Here is a 17,765-nt window from a genome sequence, read left to right on the forward strand (position 1 = left end):
CGGCGCTGATACGCTGACGCGGTGCCGAACCCGCTGAGCCGAACGATCACCGCCCGGCACGGTCGCCTTCTCGGCCTGGCAGTGGCGCTGCTCGCGCTGAGCACGGTCATCGGCATTCGCTGGCAGAGCTACCTGGATCTGCACGTGTACCGGATGGGCGCACGGCTGTGGCTCGACGGTCAGTCGTTGTACGGCCCCACGCCTCTGGTGGACGGGCACGCCCTGCCGTTCACCTATCCGCCGCTGGCGGCGATCGTCTTCAGTCCGCTCGCGATGCTGCCGACGTCCGCCGCGGACGCCGTGATGTTCGCGCTGACCCTCACGGCGGTCGCACTGACGCTCTGGTTGGTCCTGGCTCGGCTCGCACCGAAGCTGGACCGCATCGACCGCGCCACACTGGTGATCGGCGCAACCGCGATCGCCGAGTTCGTCGAACCGGTCAGGCAGACCTTGAGCTACGGACAGATCAACGCCGTCCTGATGGCGCTGATCGCCTTCGACGTCCTCTGCCGGAGTCCGAAGTGGCCCCGCGGGCTCCTCATCGGCATCGCGGTGTCGATCAAACTCACGCCGGCAGGCTTCCTGCTCTACTTCCTCCTTCGCCGCGACTGGCGCGGGGCGGCGACGATGGTTGCGGGGACGGTCGGCGCCGTCGCCGTCGCCTGGCTCGTGATGCCCGCCGATTCGGCGAAGTACTGGTTCCACACTCTCGGCGAGACCGAACGCATCGGCGCGGCCTATTACGCGGGTAATCAGTCGATCAAGGGCGCAGTGTTCCGGTTCGGCATGAGCGACAGTGTCTCGACCGCCGCGTGGCTCGTCCTGTCGGTCGTCGCCGTCGTGCTCGCCGCGGTCTGGATGAGCCGTCTCCTGGCGGCCGGGCAGCAGGCCACCGCGCTGCTGGTCAACGCCGCAGCGGTACTGCTCGTGTCCCCGGTGAGCTGGTCGCATCACTGGACCTGGGTGGCGCCGGCGCTTCTGATCGCGGTCTACGCGGTCTGGACCAGACGCTTCGGAGGGATGCTCGTGGCCGCCACCGTTCTGGCGGCGGTGATCTTCGCAGTGGGCCCGCACTGGCTCCTGCCGAGCGGTCACGACACCGAACTCGGCTGGAGTTGGTGGCAGAGCATCGTCGGCGACTCGTACGTGTGGTTCACCTTCGTCGTGCTCGCCGTCGGTACGGCGCGCTGGCGGTCGACTGCGTCGATGGAGGTCTGCGAGGCCGACGCCGGTCGCAGCGGGTGTGACGGGGGTTTCGACTCGCTGCGCTCGCTCAACCAGCGATAAAGGCCGCTCGCTCAACCAGCGATAGGACCGCTCGCTCAACCAGCGATAAAGACCGGAGCCGGTGCCCACCCGCCCGCTGGTTGAGCCGCGAGGCGCCCTGGCGCCGAGCGTGTCGAAACCACTGAGCAGACGACTGTGCCGCCGACCCGAACGGTCGGCGGCACTGTCAGAGATGACTACGCGTCAGGCGGGGCGCGGAGTGAGGATTCGCGGACCGTCCTCGGTGACGGCGACCGTGTGCTCCCAGTGGGCCGACCGTGAGCCGTCGTCGGTGACGACGGTCCAGTCGTCCTCGAGCACCGTGGTGTCCGCCGTGCCGAGGGTGAGCATCGGTTCGATCGCCAGAGTCGATCCGACCACGAGCCGCGGCCCGCGATTCGGCTTGCCCTCATTGGGCAGGAACGGGTCCATGTGCATCTCCCGACCGATGCCGTGTCCCCCGTATCCCGCGACGATCCCGAACTCGCGGCCGAACTTCGCGGCCGCCGCGTACGTCCCGTTCTCGATCGCGTGTGAGACGTCGGTGAGGCGGTTGCCGGGGACCATCGCAGCGATCCCCGCCTCCATCGAGAGTCGGGTCGCCTCGCTCAGTTCAGCGTCGGCGGCGGAGAGTTCGCCGATGCCGAACGTCCACGCGGAGTCGCCGTGCCAGCCGTCGAGGATGGCGCCGCAGTCGATCGATACCAGATCACCTTGCTCCAGCACCACGTCCTTGGACGGAATGCCATGCACGACAACCTCGTTGACCGAGCTGCAGATGGAGCCGGGAAAGCCGTGATAGCCCTTGAAGGACGGCACCGCACCGGCTTCGCGGATCACCGATTCGGCGATCTCGTCCAGATCCAGGGTGCTCATCCCCGCGGTGGCCGCGGCCCGGACAGCGACGAGGGCGGCGCCGACCACGGCGCCCGCCGCCTCCATCGCGTCCAGCTCGCCCGCGCTCCGAAACGGAACGGCCTTCGGCTTGCGGAAACCCACCGGTGGATCAGGCCTTGCCGAGAGCCGCGAGCACGCGCTGGTGGACCTCGTCGACCGAGCCCACGGCGTCGATCTCCGTGACCTGACCGGCGTAGTGGTCGAGCAGCGGCGCGGTCTCCGCGTCGTACACGGCCATCCGGTTGCGGATGACCTCTTCGGTGTCGTCGGCGCGACCGCGGGCGAGCATCCGCTCCACCACCACGTCGGTATCGACTTTGAACGACAGCACGCCGTCGAGCTTGGTCGACAGATCGTCGAGAATGCCCTCGAGCGCGACCGCCTGCTCGGTGGAGCGCGGGAAGCCGTCGAGGATGAAGCCCTTGGCCGCATCCGGCTCCGCGACCCGCTCGCGGACCATGTTGATGGTGATCTCCGGCGGGACCAGATTGCCCGCATCCAGGTACTTCTTGGCCTCCACGCCGATCGGGGTGCCCTGCGAGATGTTCGCGCGGAACAGGTCGCCGGTCGAGATGTGCGGAATGCCGAGGGCCTCCGACATCAGTTCGGCCTGTGTGCCTTTGCCCGCTCCGGGCGGTCCGAGGATGACGAGTCTCACTTCAGGAACCCTTCGTACTTGCGTTGCATCAACTGGCTGTTCACTTGCTTGATCGTGTCGAGGCCGACGGCCACGATGATCAGGAGCGCGGTACCGCCGAACGGGATGTTCGAGGCGCTGCCGCCGCCGATGTCCATGAACAGGTTCGGGAGGATCGAGATGATGCCCAGGTACAGCGAGCCGGGCAGCGTGATCCGGCTGAGCACGTAGCTCAGGTAGTCAGCGGTCGGCTGGCCGGGGCGGATGCCCGGGATGAATCCGCCGTACCGCTTCATGTCGTCGGCTCGTTCTTCGGGGTTGAACGTGACGGCGACGTAGAAGTACGTGAAGAAGATGATCAGCAGGAAGTACGTGACGATGTGGAACCAGCTGGACGGGTTGATCAGGTTGTCCTGAAGCCACAGCTTCCAGCCGGCGGCCTCGCCGTCGTTGCTGTTCGTCAGCTGAATGATCAACTGCGGGATGTACAGCAGCGAGGACGCGAAGATCACCGGGATGACGCCCGCGGTGTTGACCTTGATCGGCATGTACGTCGACGAACCGCCGTACATCTTGCGGCCCACCATGCGCTTGGCGTACTGAACCGGCACGCGGCGGGTGCCCTGCTCGATGAACACCACGGCCACCAGGATGAGCACGATCGCCACGCAGACGAGGCCGAAGGCCAGGCCGCCGCGCTGCTGCAGGATGGTCCGGCCCTCAGCCGGGATGCGGGCGGCGATGCCGGTGAAGATCAGCAGCGACATGCCGTTGCCGACACCGCGCTCGGTGATGAGCTCGCCGAACCACATCACCAGACAGGCGCCCGCGGTCATCACCAGGACGATGATCGACAGGCCGAAGACGCTGGTGTCGTTGAGGATTGCGTCTGCGTTGCAGTCGGCCCCGTTCGACGGCAGGAGGTTGCCGGTGGCCGCCAGCGCGACGATGCCCGTCGACTGGAGCAGTGCCAGCGCCACCGTGAGGTAGCGGGTGTACTGCGTCATCTTGGTCTGGCCGGACTGGCCTTCTTTTCGCAGCTGCTCGAACCGAGGGATGACGACGGTGAGCAGCTGAACGATGATGCTGGCCGTGATGTACGGCATGATGCCGATCGCGAACACCGACAGCTGCAGCAGTGCGCCGCCGGAGAACATGTTGATCAGCGAGTAGATCTGGCCCGAGTCGCCGCGGCTGGCCGCATCGACACAGCTTTCGATCTCTTTGAAGTCCACGCCGGGCGACGGGAGCGTCGTGCCGAGACGGTACAGGATGAGGATGCCGAGGACATAGAAGATCTTCTTCCTCAGGTCGGGCGTCCTGAAGGTCGCCACGAGGGGGGAAAGCACTAACTCCTCCTATAGCACCGCAGACTCGGTGGGCACGTGCGCCTCATCGTGCATTGGCGGTCGACTCGGAAATGACCGGGGCGTCCTCAGCCGGACGCCCTCGGTGAAACTTTAACAGCCCCAGAACCGCCACCGGTCAGGTGAGCGGCGCAACGACTCAATAGTCGTGCGTCGCAACACCTGACCGGTTCGGCAGTTCTGCATGCGGCGAAGGCTCAGGCCTGCGTCGCGGTGCCGCCGGCAGCGGCGATCTTCTCCTTGGCGGAGCCCGTGAACTTGTCGGCGGTGATGTCGACCTTCACGGTGAGCTCACCGTCGCCCAGAACCTTCACGAGCTGGTTCTTGCGGACGGCGCCCGCGGCGACCAGATCGGCGACGCCGATGGTGCCGCCCTCCGGGAACAGCCGCGAGATGTCGCCGACGTTGACGACCTGGTACTCCACGCGGTTGCGGTTGGTGAAGCCCTTCAGCTTCGGCAGGCGCATGTGAATCGGCATCTGGCCGCCCTCGAAGCGGGCCGGAACGTTCTTGCGCGCCTTGGTGCCCTTGGTGCCGCGACCGGCGGTCTTACCCTTGGAGCCCTCACCGCGACCCACGCGGGTCTTCTCGGTCTTCGCGCCCGGAGCGGGGCGAAGGTGGTGCAGCTTGATGGTCATGACTAAACCTCTTCGACTGTCACGAGGTGACGAACCACGTTGATGAGGCCGCGGTTGATCGGGGTGTCCTCGCGGGTGACCGTCTGGCGGATGCCCTTGAGCCCAAGGGTGCGCAGGCTGTCACGCTGGTTCTTCTTGGTACCGATGGTGCCCTTGATCTGGGTGATCTTCAGCTCAGCCATGGCTTATGCTCCCTTGTTCGCTGCGGCGGCCGCGCGTGCGCGCAGCATGCCGGCGGGGGTGACCTCTTCGACGGTCAGCCCGCGACGAGCAGCGACCTCTTCAGGCTGCTGCAGCATCTTGAGTGCGGCGACCGTGGCGTGGACGACGTTGATCGCGTTGTCCGAGCCGAGGCTCTTCGCGAGAACGTCGGTGACACCGGCGCATTCCAGGACGGCACGCACGGCGCCGCCCGCGATGACACCGGTACCCGAGCTGGCCGGGCGGAGCATCACGACACCGGCTGCGGCCTCACCCTGAACCGGGTGGGTCACGGTGCCCGCGATCAGCGGGACGCGGAAGAAGTTCTTGCGAGCCTCTTCGACGCCCTTCTGGATCGCCGCCGGGACTTCCTTGGCCTTGCCGTAGCCGACGCCGACCATGCCCTGGCCGTCGCCGACCACCACGAGAGCGGTGAAGCTGAAGCGACGACCGCCCTTGACGACCTTCGACACGCGGTTGATGGTCACCACGCGCTCGAGGTGGTTCTTCTCCTCGCGCTCGCGGTTGCGGTTGTCGCGACGATCGCCGCGGCCGCGGCGCTCACCGCGGTTGTCGTTGTTGTTGTTTCCGGCGGGTCCGTTGCCGCCATCACGCTGACGTCCGGGCATCAGAGGTCGCCTCCGTTAATCATCTTGGTGGTCATCATCAGAACTGCAGTCCTCCCTCGCGGGCGGCGTCAGCCAGAGCCGCGATGCGGCCGTGGTACGCCTTGCCTCCGCGATCGAAGACGACGGCCTCGATGCCTGCAGCCTTGGCGCGGGCTGCGACGAGCTCGCCGACCTTGGCGGCCTGAGCCGACTTGTCGCCACCGGCGGCGCGCACGTCAGCCTCGATGCTGCTGGCGGCGGCCAGGGTACGACCGGTCAGGTCGTCGATGACCTGGACGTGGATGTGACGGCTGCTGCGCTTGACGGCCATGCGCGGACGCTCGGCGGTGCCGTTGATCTTCTTGCGCAGGCGGAAGTGACGACGGTTGGTCGCGGTGCGACGGCGAGTCGAGACGTCCTTGCCGATGGGCTTGCGAACGGTTGCTGTTTCACTCATGGCTTACTTACCCGTCTTTCCGACCTTGCGGCGGATCTGCTCACCCTCGTAGCGAATGCCCTTGCCCTTGTAGGGGTCCGGACGACGCAGGCGGCGGATGTTCGCCGAGATCTGGCCGACTAGCTGCTTGTCGATTCCCGAGACCGAGAACTTGGTCGGGGACTCCACCGCGAAGGTGATGCCCTCCGGAGCCTCGATCGGCACGGGGTGGCTGTAGCCGAGGGCGAACTCGAGGTCCTTGCCCTTGGCCTGGACGCGGTAACCGACACCGAAGATCTCCATCTTCGTGGTGTAACCCTGGGTCACACCGACGACGAGGTTGTTCAGCAGCGAACGGTTCAGACCGTGCAGGGCACGGTTCTCGCGGTCGTCGTTCGGCCGGGTGACGACGATGGCGTTGTCTTCCTTCGCCACCGCGATCGGCGAGGTGACCGTCAGGCTCAGTTCGCCCTTCGGGCCCTTGACCTTGACGTCCTGGCCGTCGATCGCGACATCGACGCCGGCGGGGATTTCAATGGGATTCTTACCAATACGCGACATTCTCTACGCTCCCCTACCAGACGTAAGCGAGGACTTCGCCGCCCACGCCCTGGTTTGCTGCCTGGCGGTCGGTGAGCAGACCGGACGACGTGGAGATGATGGCCACGCCGAGGCCGCCCAGAACCTTGGGCAGGTTGGTGGACTTTGCGTACACACGCAGACCCGGCTTCGAAACGCGGCGGAGGCCGGCGATGCTGCGCTCGCGGCTGGGGCCGTACTTCAGGGTCACGGTGAGCTTCTTGCCGACCTCGGCGTCTTCGACGCGGTAGTCGGTGATGTAGCCCTCGCGCTTGAGGATCTCGGCGATGTTCACCTTGATCTTCGACGAAGGCAGCGAAACCTCGTCGTGGTACGCCGAATTGGCGTTACGCAGACGCGTCAGAAAGTCTGCGATCGGGTCAGTCATGGTCATGGTTGACCGTCAACCTTTCTCGTAGCGGTTCCCATACAGCGGTGTCACCGGCATCGCTGCCGATCAGCACTGGTGGGCCTTCCACGAAGTGGATAGTTGTGCATTGTTCAACGCCTGAAGATGCCATTGGCTTTTCACCGGCACCGTCAAGCTGTATGAAGTTGTGGGCCCTGGGGGCACACTTCACCCAGGCAACCTGAAACAGTGTAGTGAACGCGCTGGCAGAACCCAAATCGACCGCGGCGGGCCGAGAGCTCATCTCTGGCCCGCGGCGCGCGCATGTCCGGCTAGAGACTTTGGTCCTCATATCACATGGCCGTCGTACCCGGATCGTCCGGCCGTGCGTCGCGAGAATTCGGCGCCCTCCGAATTCGCCCGGCGCGGCATCACATCCCGTTTTACAGTGAGCCGTATGACAGCGTCTGACTCGGTTCAGGGCCCGGCAGCACAAGCATTGTTGGACGTCGGCCGCTTCTTCACCAAATGGGATGAGACCGACGACAGACGCGCGGTCTTCCGCGACGGCGGTCGTGCGGGCGACGTCTTCTACCGCGACCGCTGGAGTCACGACAAGATCGTCCGGTCCACCCACGGGGTGAACTGCACGGGCTCGTGTTCGTGGAAGGTGTACGTCAAAGACGGCATCATCACCTGGGAGACACAGGAGACCGACTACCCGTCGGTGGGCCCCGACCGGCCGGAGTACGAGCCGCGCGGCTGCCCGCGCGGCGCCTCGTTCTCCTGGTACACCTACTCGCCCACCCGGGTCCGCCACCCCTATGCGCGCGGAGTGCTCCTGGAGATGTACCGGGAGGCCAAGCGCCGCACCGGCGATCCCGTGCTCGCGTGGGCCGACGTGGTCGGCGACCCGCTGCGCCGGCGCTCCTACCAGCAGGCTCGCGGCAAGGGCGGACTGGTCCGCGTCACGTGGGACGAGGCGATCGAGATGGCCGCCGCGGCGCACGTCCACACCATCAAGACCTACGGCCCCGACCGCTGCGCGGGCTTCTCCCCGATCCCTGCGATGTCGATCGTGAGCCACTGCGTGGGAACGCGGTTCATACAGCTCATCGGCGGCGTGATGACCTCGTTCTACGACTGGTACGCCGACCTCCCGGTGGCCAGCCCGCAGGTGTTCGGCGACCAGACCGATGTGCCCGAGTCGGGCGACTGGTGGGACGCGTCGTACCTGATGATGTGGGGATCCAACGTCCCGGTGACCAGGACGCCCGACGCCCACTGGATGACCGAGGTCCGCTATCGCGGGACCAAGGTGGTCAGCGTCTCGCCCGACTACGCCGACAATTCCAAGTTCGCCGACGAGTGGCTGCCCGCCCAGGCCGGCACCGACGCGGCGCTCGCGATGGCGATGGGTCACGTGATCCTCAAGGAGTTCTACGTCGGCCGAGAAGGCGGACCGACCCCGTTCTTCGCCGACTTCACCCGCAAGTACACCGACCTCCCCTTCCTCATCCATCTCGACGAGCGCGACGGCACGCTGGTCCCCGGCAAGTTCGTGACCTCCGAGGAGTTGCGACCGGACCCGGCGAGCGGCCCCACCGAGGACGTCTGGAAGACGGTCCTGATCGACGACGCGACGGGCGAGCCGATGGTCCCGAACGGCACCTTGGGCGACCGGTACTCACCGTCCGGCGAAGGCCGGTGGAACCTCGATCTGGACGGTGTCACCCCGCGGCTCACCCTGCTCGGCGAAACCGGCGCGGAGGCCGTCGAGGTCTCGTTCCCCTCCTTCGACGCCCCCGACGGCAGCGGCTCGGTCATCACCCGCGGAGTGCCCGCACGGCGCTTCGGCGGTGGTCTGGTCACCACCGTCTACGATCTGCTGCTGGCCCAGTACGGGGTGGGCCGCGATGGCCTTCCGGGCCAGTGGCCCACCGGCTACGACGACGCCTCCAGTCCCTACACGCCCGCGTGGCAGGCCGAGATCACCAGCGTCCCAGCCGAATCCGCTATCCGTATCGCCCGGGAGTTCGCCACAAACGCCGAGGAGTCCGGCGGCCGGTCGATGATCATCATGGGTGCGGGCATCTGCCAGTGGTTCCACGGTGACGCCACCTACCGGGCGATCCTGGCCATGCTCATCCTCACCGGCTGCATGGGCCGCAACGGCGGCGGGTGGGCTCACTACGTGGGCCAGGAGAAGTGCCGTCCGATCACCGGCTGGATCTCACTCGCCAACGCCCTCGACTGGACCCGTCCCCCGCGTACCCAGCCGGGCACCTCGTACTGGTACATGCACACCGACCAGTGGCGCAACGACGGCTACTCCACGTCCGCCCTGACCTCACCGCTGTCATCGGGCACGCTCGACGGAATGCACACCGCCGACGCCATCGCGCAGTCGGCGCGGCTGGGATGGATGCCCTTCTATCCGCAGTTCTCCGACAACCCGCTCGACGTGGCCGACGCCGCCCGCTCGGCGGTCGAGTCGGGCGACGCGACCGATCCCGCGTCGTACGTGGCCGGAAAGCTGGTCGACGGCGGGCTGACGCCGGCGATCAGCGACGTCGACGCACCCGAGAACTGGCCGCGCACCCTGGTGCTGTGGCGGTCGAATCTGCTCGGCTCGTCGGCCAAGGGCGACGAGTACTTCCTGCGCCACCTGCTCGGCACCCATCACAACGTGCTCGGCAGCGAGAATCCCGAGGCCCCGAGGCCCCGGGAGGTGAAGTGGCACGAGCAGGCGCCCGAGGGCAAGCTCGACCTCCTGCTGTCGGCTGATTTCCGCATGACGTCGACGACGCTGTTGAGCGACATCGTGCTGCCCGCAGCGACCTGGTACGAGAAGCACGACCTCAGCTCCACCGACATGCACCCGTTCGTCCACGCCTTCAGTCCGGCGATCGATCCGCCGTGGGAGGCCAAGAGTGACTTCGACCTGTTCCACCTGCTGGCCGCGGAGTTGTCCCGGCAGGCGCGTACCCACCTGGGCACCCGCTACGACCTCGTCGCCACCGCCGCCCAGCACGACACCCCCGGCGAGACCGCGCAGCCGCACGGCCGGGTGGTGGACTGGCGCGACGGCGCACCGGCGCTGCCCGGCGCGAACATGCCCTCGTTCCAGGTAGTGGAACGCGACTACACGGCCATCGCCGACAAGCTGGCCACCGTGGGGCCGCTCGCCGACAAGCTGGGCTTCACCGTCAAGGACGTCAACTACGACATCGCCTCGCAGATCCCCAAACTGGCGGCGTCCAACGGAGTGATGCCGCCCCGGCCCGGCGACGGCGCGAGCGGGCCGGACTTCGACCGACCGGGCGTCGGGCGTCCCGCCATCGACACCGACGCCAAGCTCGCCGAAGCGATCTTGACCTTCTCCGGTACCACCAACGGCGAACTGGCCGTGGACGGCTTCACCAAGCTCGAACGCCGCGTCGGCAAGCGCCTCGCCGATCTCGCGGAGGGTTCGGAGGAGAAGCGCATCACCTTCGCCGACACGCAGTCGGCACCGGTGCCGGTCATCACCTCACCCGAGTGGTCGGGTTCGGAGAGCGGCGGACGACGGTACGCGCCGTTCACCGTGAACATCGAGCGCGACAAACCCTTCCACACGCTCACCGGGCGTCTGCACTTCTACCTCGACCACGACTGGATGCTCGACATCGGGGAGGCGCTGCCGATCTACCGGCCGCCCCTCGACATGCATCGGTTGTTCGGCGAACCGAAGCTCGGCCCCGACGGCAGCAAGCAGATCACCGTCCGCTACCTCACGCCGCACAACAAGTGGTCGATCCATTCCGAGTACCAGGACAACCTGTTCATGCTCTCGCTCTCGCGCGGCGGTCCCACCGCGTGGCTGTCGCCGGAGGACGCGGCGTCGATCGACGTACGCGACAACGACTGGATCGAGTGCGTCAACACCAACGGCGTGTACGTGGCGCGCGCCATCGTCAGCCACCGCATGCCGGTGGGAGTCTGCTATGTCCACCACGTTCAGGAGCGGACCATCGACGTGCCCAAGTCGGAGGCGACGGGACGGCGCGGCGGCATCCACAACTCCGCGACACGACTGTTGGTGAAGCCCTCGCATCTGATCGGCGGCTACGCGCAACTGTCGTACGCGTTCAACTACCTCGGGCCGACGGGCAATCAGCGCGACATCGTCTCGACCATCCGCAAGCGCAGCCAGGAGGTGACCTACTGATGCGAGTCATGGCTCAGGTCGGGATGGTGATGAATCTCGACAAGTGCATCGGCTGTCACACGTGCTCGGTCACGTGCAAACAGGCGTGGACCAACCGTGCGGGCACCGAGTACGTGTGGTTCAACAACGTCGAGACCCGTCCCGGCCAGGGATATCCGCGGCGGTACGAGGACCAGGAACAGTGGAAGGGCGGATGGCACCTCAATAAGAAGGGCGATCTGCGGCTCCGCACCGGCGGGCGCCTGCAGAAGCTCTTCACCATCTTCCACAGCCCGGTCCAGCCCACGCTGAGCGACTACTACGAGCCGTGGACCTACGACTACGAGACGCTGGTGAACGCCCCGCTGGGCGACGACTTCCCGGTCGCACGGCCGAAGTCGCTGATCACCGGTGAGGACACCAAGGTCACGTGGTCGGCCAACTGGGATGACAACCTGGGCGGGTCGACGGAGTACGGCGATCTGGACCCGATCGTCGAGAAGATCCGCAAGGAGTCGGAGGAGAAGATCCAGTTCTCCTTCGAGCAGACCTTCATGTTCTACCTTCCGCGCATCTGCGAGCACTGCCTCAACCCGGCGTGCATGGCGTCGTGCCCGTCCGGTGCGATCTACAAACGCGAGGAGGACGGCATCGTCCTGGTGGACCAGGACCGCTGCCGCGGCTGGCGCCAGTGCATCACCGGCTGCCCGTACAAGAAGATCTACTTCAACCACCGCTCGGGCAAGGCGGAGAAGTGCACGCTGTGCTATCCGCGCATCGAGGTGGGTCAGCCCACGGTGTGCTCCGAGACCTGCGTCGGACGGCTCCGGTACCTCGGCATCTTCCTCTACGACGCCGATGCCGTGACCGCGGCGGCGTCGGTTCCCGACGACAAGGACCTCTACGAGGCCCAACTCGATCTGATGCTCGACCCCGACGATCCGGAGGTGATCGCGCAGGCCCGCGCTGCGGGGATCCCCGACGACTGGATGGACGCCGCGCGCCGGTCGCCGGTGTACGCGCTCGCGAAGAAGTACCGGGTGGCACTGCCCCTGCATCCGGAGTACCGGACGATGCCGATGGTCTGGTACATCCCGCCGCTGTCGCCGATCGTCGACCTGCTGTCGGAGCAGGGACACGACGGCGAGGATCACGGCAATCTCTTCGGCGCCATCGACTCTCTGCGCATCCCCGTGGAGTATCTCGCGGAACTGTTCACCGCGGGCGACACCGGCGTCGTCGAGGACGTGCTCCGGAAACTGGCCGCCATGCGCGCGTACATGCGCGACGTCAACCTCGGCCGTGAGACCAACCCGCTCATCCCGGGCTCAGTCGGCATGACCGAGGAATCGGTCTACGAGATGTACCGGCTTCTGGCGATCGCCAAGTACGACGAGCGCTACGTGATTCCGACCGCCCATCACGAGCAGGCCGTCAAGCTCGACGAGATGGCCTGCTCCCTCGATCAGGAGGGCGGACCCGGCATGTACGAGTCCGGTTCCTTCGGCGAGGCCAGCGGCCGGCCGATCCCGGTGTCGGTGGAGACCTTCCAGGCGCTCAAGCAGCGGCAGACCACGGACATGCCCGCCGGGGACGCGACTCTGCGCGGTCGGACCAACCTGTTGAACTGGGACGGAAACGGCGTCCCGGAGGGCATGTTCCCGCAGCAGTCCGCCGAGCACGGGTCCGGATCATGAGGCTGCTGCCCCGCCGACGTGCCGCCGCGCGCACCGATGCCCGCGTGGTGCATCAGATCGCCGCGTGGAGTCTCGGCTACCCCGACGCCGAGTTCTTCGGCCGCATCGACCTGATGAGGTCGGCGCTCGACGAGACGGCCGCGGGTGAGTCCGCCGACGCCCTGCGCGGGTTCCTCGATCACGCCGCATCGGCCGACCCCTCGCAACTCGCGCAGCACTACACCGACGTCTTCGACCTGTCGCGCAAGCAGACGCTGTACCTGTCCTACTGGTCGGCCGGCGACACACGGCGTCGCGGATCGGTTCTCACCGACTTCAAACAGCTCTACCGCGACAGCGGATTCGTGGTGGATCTGCACGGCGAACTGCCCGACCACCTGCCGGTGGTCCTGGAGTTCGCGGCGCTCGCGGACCCCGAACGCGGCGTTCAGGTCCTGACCGAGAACCGTCCGTCCCTCGAACTGATCCGGCTGTCGCTGGTCGACGCGGGCTCCCCGTACGCGGGTGTGCTGGCCGCGGTCTGCGCGACGCTGCCCGGACAGTCGCCGCCCGACCGCGCATCCGCACTCGCGATGGCCGGTCCCGAGCGCGCCGTCGAGACCGTCGGCCTCGAGCCGTACGACGCGCGACTGCTTCCCCTGTTCACCACCGACGACTTCACCAGCAACGGTTTCACCGACTCCGGCGAAGAGGCATACCGATGAACATCTTTCTGTGGGGCGTCCTACCGTACATCGCACTGATCAGCGTGATCGGCGGAACCATCTGGCGGTACCGGTACGACAAGTTCGGCTGGACCACCCGCTCGTCGGAGCTGTACGAGTCTCGGCTGCTGCGCTTTGGTTCACCGCTGTTCCACTACGGGATCCTCGCAGTCATCGCCGGTCACGCGATCGGCCTGGTGATCCCGCAGTCGTGGACAGACGCGGTCGGGATCACCGAGACGATGTATCACATGGTGGCCGCGATCGGCGGCATCATCGCGGCCGTCGCCACCCTGCTCGGCGTCGGCATCCTGATCTACCGCAGACGCACCACCGGCCCCGTGTTCATGGCGACGACGCGCAACGACAAGCTGATGTACGCGGTCCTGGTGGCGGCGCTGATCGCGGGCAGCTACATCACTCTCGTCGGAATGATCGACCCCCACGGCGAGGGCGTCAACTACCGCGAGACCGTCTCCCCGTGGTTCCGGTCGGTCTTCTACTTCCAGCCCGACATCTCGTCGATGGAGGCCGCACCGCTGCGGTTCCACATCCACGTCGTCATCGGCATGGTCATGTTCATGCTGGTGCCGTTCACGCGGCTCGTCCACATCTTCACCGCGCCTCTGCACTACCTCTTCCGCCCCTACATCGTCTACCGCAGCAAGGACACTCGCCCGGCTCCGGGCAACGCGCCGAGCCGCCGCGGCTGGGCTCCCATCGGTGTGAAGGATCGTGACTGAATGACCACGCCCGCGACAATCGACAAATCGGCCCAGACGCGGAACCTCGTCCTCGCGACCGTCGCCTTCGCGATCAGCTTCTGGGCCTGGAATCTGATCGCCCCGCTGGGCGTGTTCTACGCCGGACCAGACGAGCTCGATCTCGACTCCACCCAGAAGTCAGTGCTCGTGGCCGTCCCGATCCTCGTCGGCTCCCTCGGCCGGATCATCGTCGGAGTGCTGACCCCCCGCTACGGCGGCCGGATCATGTTCACGGCACTGCTGCTGATCTCGGCGCCCTTCGTGATCCTCGTGGCGGTGGCCGGCGAGCTCAGGTCGTACCCGATGCTCTTGGTGATCGGCTTCTTCCTCGGCATCGCGGGCACCACTTTCGCCGTGGGCATTCCCTTTCTGAACACCTGGTACGAGCCCAGCCGCCGCGGCTTCGCGACCGGCGTCTTCGGTGCGGGCATGGGCGGAACTGCGCTCTCGGCGTTCTTCACCCCGCGCTTCCGCGAGTGGTTCGGCTACTTCCCCACGCACATCATCATCGCCGTGGCGCTGGTGGTGGTCGCGGCCGCGTGCTGGATGTTCATGCGTGAAGCCCCGGCGTGGGAGCCGAACACCGAGTCGGCAGTCCCCAAGCTCGTCAGTGCGCTCAAGCTGCCTATCACCTGGCAGATGTCCTTCCTGTATGCGGCGGCGTTCGGCGGTTTCGTCGCCTTCTCCACCTACCTGCCGACGTACTTGAACGACGTCTACGACATCACCGATCTGAAGTCGGCCGGCGCCCGCACGGCAGGCTTCGCCATCGCCGCTGTCGTGATGCGCCCGATCGGCGGTGCCCTCTCCGACAGGTTCGGTCCGCGCATCATCACCGCGATCTCGTGCGGCGGCGCCGCGGTGCTGGCCGTGTGGATGATGACCAAACCCGACATCGGCAGCGGGCTTGCCGCGGTCGACTTCATCCTGATGGCGATGATGATGGGTATGGGGTCGGGCTCGGTCTTCGCCTGGGTGTCGCTGGCGTCGCCGCCCGCCCGCGTCGGTGGCGTCACCGGACTGGTCGGTGCCGCCGGCGGTCTCGGCGGATTCTTCCCGCCGCTGGTGATGGGCGCGACCTACAACGCAGCCGAGCATTCATACACGATCGGGCTCGGACTTCTTGTGGGATTCGCCGCCGTCGCATGTCTGTTCACGGTGTTCGGCATTCCCGAGAGCGAGGCCCAACGCGAGCGCGCGGAGGCTGCGGCATGAGCGCGGTGTCCTTGCCCGAGGTGGTCGAGGAACTCCTCGCCGAGGCGCGCGAAGCACATTCCGGCCGCGCCGGGCGAACGGTGCGCGGCCACAGCGATCACCGACTGCGGCACACCGTGATCGCCCTCCGCGCCGGCGCCGAACTCTCCGACCACGAGAGCCCCGGCGAGGCGACGCTCCAGGTGCTCCACGGCCGAGTCCGGTTGACCTGTGAGGACGGCGACTGGGAGGGCTCCGCCGGCGCCCTCACCGACATTCCCCCGACCCGGCACGGGTTGATCGCCGACGACGACTCAGCGATCCTGCTGACCGTCGCGCTGAGCTGACGCCGGTCCGGCCGAGACTTCGGCTCCCGGACGGGGCTGTGAGCCCCGTCCGGGAGCCGAAGTCTCGCTCGGTGCGCGCAGTCGCCGCACCCGCATCCCGGTGGGGGTGAACCATGCCGGTTCTCCGACTCCCGGAGGAATCACCCCCACCGGGGTCTGTGCCACCAATCCGCCGTCGCTCTCGACGAGCACCCGCCCGGCATGCACCGACACCGAGCGCACCCGGCTGCGGACCGCACCCGCGGTACGGGACACCGTGACCTCGTGGGGGACGACGATTCCGAAGACGGACTCGCCCTCCTCGAGGTCATGGGCCGCGACTGCGGGCAGCACATCGTCTCCGGCCACCAGTGCACCCTCGCTCCAGACCCCGTGCACCACCGCGTATCCCGCGAGCGCGGCGCTGAACGGATGCGTCGGCGCCGCGGCCAGCTGCGCCGGAGTCGCCTCTTCGACCACTCGGCCCGACTCGATCACCAGGCACCGGCTCGCCCACTGCCATGCGTCCGCCAACTCGTGTGTCACCAGGACGCTCGTGGTCCGCGTCCTCGCCAACTCGTCGGAGAGCATCCTCCGGATCTGCGGAGCGCTGGCCGCATCCAGCGCCGCGAAGGGCTCGTCGAGCAGCAGCACCTCGGGTTCGGCGGCGAGCGCGCGGGCGATCGCGACTCGCTGCTGCTGACCGCCCGAGAGCCGATGCGGTTTCCAGCCTGCCGCATCGGAGAGACCGATCCGGGAGAGCCACGTCTCGGCGACCGCACGCGACTGTCGCCGGGAACGGCCCTGCGCTCTCGGCCCGAAGGCCAGATTGTCGACCACCGACAGGTGTGGGAACAGTCGGGGCTTCTGCTCCAGCAGTGTCACTCTGCGCTGCTCCGGCGGAACGTGGACCCGGCCGTCGAGGATTCTGCCGCCGAGCCGGATCTCACCCGCCGTGGGCCGGATGAGACCCGCGAGCGCACCGAGCAGTGTCGACTTGCCCGCACCGTTCGGGCCCAATACCGCCAGACATTCCCCGGCCGGTACCTCGAAGGCCGCCGAGACGGTGAACTGCGCTCGGCGGATCTCGATCCGCGCGGCGAGCGGCTGGCCGGTCATCGGACCGCGTCCGTTCGCCACGATCGCAGCCCGAGAACGATCACTGCGGTACTCACCAGCAGCAGCAACGAGAGCGCGACCGCCGAGTCCTGCGTGACGCCCACCCCGTTGAAGGCGGTGTAGATCGCCAGCGGCATCGTCCGGGTGATACCCGGCGAGTTTCCCGCGAACAGGGCCGTGGCCCCGAACTCGCCGAGTGCGCGTGCGAACGCCAGCGCGGCGCCGGCGGCCAGACCCGGGAGTACGAGCGGAAGAGTGACCCGCGACAGGACCCGCCACCGACCTGCTCCGAGCGTCGAGGCGATCTGCTCATAGCCGTCCCCGGCCGTTCGCAGCGCGCCCTCGACCGCGATGACGTAGAACGGCATGGCGACGAACGTCTGCGCCACCACCACCGCGGCGGTGGTGTACGGCAGGCTGTAGCCCGTCGCCTCGAACACCGGCTTGCCGACCAGCCCCGACCGGCCCAGCAACGACAGCAGCGCCAGTCCGCCGACCATCGGTGGCAGCACCAGGGGGATCAGGACGGTCGCGCGCAGCACCGACGCCCAGCGCTGCGGCGCGCGGGCGATCACCACGGCCAGCGGGGTGCCGATCACAGCGCACGCGGCGGTCGCACAGGCCGCGGTGACCAGCGACAGCCACAGAGCCGTCAGCGATGCCGACGAGAAGAGGTCGGCGCCGAGCGTCTCCCACCGCACCCGCGAGATCAACCCGACGATGGGCGCGACCAACAGAGCCAGCGCGACCAGCGCGGGCACGTACAGCGCCTTCGGCAGCATCACCGAGGCCTC

At 67.3% G+C, this 17,765-nt stretch carries 18 protein-coding genes; 7 read left to right on the top strand and 11 right to left on the bottom strand.

Annotated elements, in window-relative coordinates:
* The first annotated feature begins 21 nt into the window (after nt 1-21).
* Entirely contained in the window at nt 22-1,287 is a 1,266-nt protein-coding gene (locus ABFX36_RS03965) for a glycosyltransferase 87 family protein (RefSeq protein WP_346075024.1), read from the top strand.
* Nucleotides 1,288-1,470: 183 nt separating this feature from the next.
* Here the strand turns inward: ABFX36_RS03965 and map are convergent, their stop codons facing one another.
* The 9 genes from map to rpsH all read right to left on the bottom strand — a co-directional run bounded on the left by map (nt 1,471) and on the right by rpsH (nt 7,023).
* Complete coding sequence (map, locus tag ABFX36_RS03970) at nt 1,471-2,265, bottom strand: type I methionyl aminopeptidase (RefSeq protein ID WP_346075026.1); 795 nt, start codon at nt 2,263-2,265, stop codon at nt 1,471-1,473.
* Between the two features lie 7 nt (nt 2,266-2,272).
* A complete protein-coding gene (locus tag ABFX36_RS03975; RefSeq protein WP_006895587.1) occupies nt 2,273-2,821 on the bottom strand; it encodes an adenylate kinase in 549 nt (182 codons plus the stop codon).
* Nucleotides 2,818-4,149, bottom strand: coding sequence for a preprotein translocase subunit SecY (gene secY / locus ABFX36_RS03980; RefSeq protein WP_006895588.1), 1,332 nt, complete (start codon nt 4,147-4,149; stop codon nt 2,818-2,820). The genes ABFX36_RS03975 and secY overlap by 4 nt, the downstream gene beginning before the upstream one ends.
* Nucleotides 4,150-4,364: 215 nt before the next feature.
* Complete coding sequence (gene rplO / locus ABFX36_RS03985; RefSeq protein ID WP_006895589.1) at nt 4,365-4,805, bottom strand: 50S ribosomal protein L15; 441 nt, start codon at nt 4,803-4,805, stop codon at nt 4,365-4,367.
* A 2-nt stretch (nt 4,806-4,807) separates the two neighbouring features.
* Nucleotides 4,808-4,987 (bottom strand): 50S ribosomal protein L30, encoded by a 180-nt coding sequence (gene rpmD, locus ABFX36_RS03990; protein ID WP_006895590.1) that lies wholly within the window; start codon nt 4,985-4,987, stop codon nt 4,808-4,810.
* A 3-nt stretch (nt 4,988-4,990) separates the two neighbouring features.
* Complete coding sequence (rpsE, locus tag ABFX36_RS03995) at nt 4,991-5,635, bottom strand: 30S ribosomal protein S5 (RefSeq protein WP_006895591.1); 645 nt, start codon at nt 5,633-5,635, stop codon at nt 4,991-4,993.
* Nucleotides 5,636-5,672: 37 nt separating this feature from the next.
* Nucleotides 5,673-6,071, bottom strand: a complete 399-nt coding sequence (rplR, locus tag ABFX36_RS04000) for a 50S ribosomal protein L18 (RefSeq protein WP_006895592.1) — start codon at nt 6,069-6,071, stop codon at nt 5,673-5,675.
* A 3-nt stretch (nt 6,072-6,074) separates the two neighbouring features.
* On the bottom strand, nt 6,075-6,611 hold the full coding sequence (gene rplF, locus ABFX36_RS04005) for a 50S ribosomal protein L6 (protein WP_045537169.1): 537 nt from the start codon (nt 6,609-6,611) through the stop codon (nt 6,075-6,077).
* A 13-nt stretch (nt 6,612-6,624) separates the two neighbouring features.
* Nucleotides 6,625-7,023 carry a 30S ribosomal protein S8 gene (gene rpsH, locus ABFX36_RS04010; protein ID WP_006895594.1) on the bottom strand — a complete coding sequence of 133 codons (399 nt, stop codon included), beginning with the start codon at nt 7,021-7,023 and terminating at the stop codon, nt 6,625-6,627.
* 412 nt (nt 7,024-7,435) lie between these two features.
* On the opposite strand from rpsH, the gene ABFX36_RS04015 reads away from it, so the two are divergent.
* The 6 genes from ABFX36_RS04015 to ABFX36_RS04040 are packed head-to-tail and all read left to right on the top strand — an operon-like array spanning nt 7,436 to nt 15,873.
* Nucleotides 7,436-11,188: a nitrate reductase subunit alpha gene (locus ABFX36_RS04015; RefSeq protein WP_346075033.1), complete on the top strand. Its 3,753-nt coding sequence runs from the start codon at nt 7,436-7,438 to the stop codon at nt 11,186-11,188.
* Nucleotides 11,188-12,864 (top strand): nitrate reductase subunit beta, encoded by a 1,677-nt coding sequence (gene narH, locus ABFX36_RS04020; protein WP_062365880.1) that lies wholly within the window; start codon nt 11,188-11,190, stop codon nt 12,862-12,864. The genes ABFX36_RS04015 and narH overlap by 1 nt, the downstream gene beginning before the upstream one ends.
* Nucleotides 12,861-13,568 (top strand): nitrate reductase molybdenum cofactor assembly chaperone, encoded by a 708-nt coding sequence (narJ, locus tag ABFX36_RS04025; protein WP_006895597.1) that lies wholly within the window; start codon nt 12,861-12,863, stop codon nt 13,566-13,568. The genes narH and narJ overlap by 4 nt, the downstream gene beginning before the upstream one ends.
* Nucleotides 13,565-14,311 (top strand): respiratory nitrate reductase subunit gamma, encoded by a 747-nt coding sequence (narI, locus tag ABFX36_RS04030; RefSeq protein ID WP_346075036.1) that lies wholly within the window; start codon nt 13,565-13,567, stop codon nt 14,309-14,311. The genes narJ and narI overlap by 4 nt, the downstream gene beginning before the upstream one ends.
* The gene (locus ABFX36_RS04035; RefSeq protein ID WP_346075038.1) at nt 14,312-15,547 is read left to right on the top strand and encodes an MFS transporter; all 1,236 of its coding nucleotides are present in this window, start codon (nt 14,312-14,314) and stop codon (nt 15,545-15,547) included.
* The gene (locus tag ABFX36_RS04040) at nt 15,544-15,873 is read left to right on the top strand and encodes a cupin domain-containing protein (RefSeq protein WP_346075040.1); all 330 of its coding nucleotides are present in this window, start codon (nt 15,544-15,546) and stop codon (nt 15,871-15,873) included. Before ABFX36_RS04035 ends, ABFX36_RS04040 begins: the two co-directional genes overlap by 4 nt.
* Here the strand turns inward: ABFX36_RS04040 and ABFX36_RS04045 are convergent.
* Together ABFX36_RS04045 and modB are read right to left on the bottom strand one after the other, a co-directional pair.
* On the bottom strand, nt 15,841-16,971 hold the full coding sequence (locus ABFX36_RS04045; protein WP_346075042.1) for a sulfate/molybdate ABC transporter ATP-binding protein: 1,131 nt from the start codon (nt 16,969-16,971) through the stop codon (nt 15,841-15,843). The two genes, ABFX36_RS04040 and ABFX36_RS04045, sit on opposite strands and share 33 nt — an antisense overlap.
* Entirely contained in the window at nt 16,968-17,753 is a 786-nt protein-coding gene (gene modB / locus ABFX36_RS04050) for a molybdate ABC transporter permease subunit (protein WP_346075162.1), read from the bottom strand. Before modB ends, ABFX36_RS04045 begins: the two co-directional genes overlap by 4 nt.
* Nucleotides 17,754-17,765: the final 12 nt, after the last annotated feature.

It is taken from the genome of Gordonia cholesterolivorans, assembly GCF_039531975.1.
GTDB lineage: Bacteria > Actinomycetota > Actinomycetes > Mycobacteriales > Mycobacteriaceae > Gordonia > Gordonia sihwensis.

What these genes read in the sequence shown, in the direction of transcription:
- ABFX36_RS04035 (WP_346075038.1), top strand. Translation starts at nt 14,312, where the DNA reads ATGACCACGCCCGCGACAATCGACAAATCGGCCCAGACGCGGAACCTC.
- rpsE (WP_006895591.1), bottom strand. Translation starts at nt 5,635, where the DNA reads ATGCCCGGACGTCAGCGTGATGGCGGCAACGGACCCGCCGGAAACAAC.
- ABFX36_RS04040 (WP_346075040.1), top strand. Translation starts at nt 15,544, where the DNA reads ATGAGCGCGGTGTCCTTGCCCGAGGTGGTCGAGGAACTCCTCGCCGAG.
- modB (WP_346075162.1), bottom strand. Translation starts at nt 17,753, where the DNA reads ATGCTGCCGAAGGCGCTGTACGTGCCCGCGCTGGTCGCGCTGGCTCTG.
- ABFX36_RS04045 (WP_346075042.1), bottom strand. Translation starts at nt 16,971, where the DNA reads ATGACCGGCCAGCCGCTCGCCGCGCGGATCGAGATCCGCCGAGCGCAG.
- rplF (WP_045537169.1), bottom strand. Translation starts at nt 6,611, where the DNA reads ATGTCGCGTATTGGTAAGAATCCCATTGAAATCCCCGCCGGCGTCGAT.
- ABFX36_RS04015 (WP_346075033.1), top strand. Translation starts at nt 7,436, where the DNA reads ATGACAGCGTCTGACTCGGTTCAGGGCCCGGCAGCACAAGCATTGTTG.
- rpsH (WP_006895594.1), bottom strand. Translation starts at nt 7,023, where the DNA reads ATGACCATGACTGACCCGATCGCAGACTTTCTGACGCGTCTGCGTAAC.
- rplO (WP_006895589.1), bottom strand. Translation starts at nt 4,805, where the DNA reads ATGACCATCAAGCTGCACCACCTTCGCCCCGCTCCGGGCGCGAAGACC.
- narH (WP_062365880.1), top strand. Translation starts at nt 11,188, where the DNA reads ATGCGAGTCATGGCTCAGGTCGGGATGGTGATGAATCTCGACAAGTGC.
- narI (WP_346075036.1), top strand. Translation starts at nt 13,565, where the DNA reads ATGAACATCTTTCTGTGGGGCGTCCTACCGTACATCGCACTGATCAGC.
- narJ (WP_006895597.1), top strand. Translation starts at nt 12,861, where the DNA reads ATGAGGCTGCTGCCCCGCCGACGTGCCGCCGCGCGCACCGATGCCCGC.
- rpmD (WP_006895590.1), bottom strand. Translation starts at nt 4,987, where the DNA reads ATGGCTGAGCTGAAGATCACCCAGATCAAGGGCACCATCGGTACCAAG.
- rplR (WP_006895592.1), bottom strand. Translation starts at nt 6,071, where the DNA reads ATGAGTGAAACAGCAACCGTTCGCAAGCCCATCGGCAAGGACGTCTCG.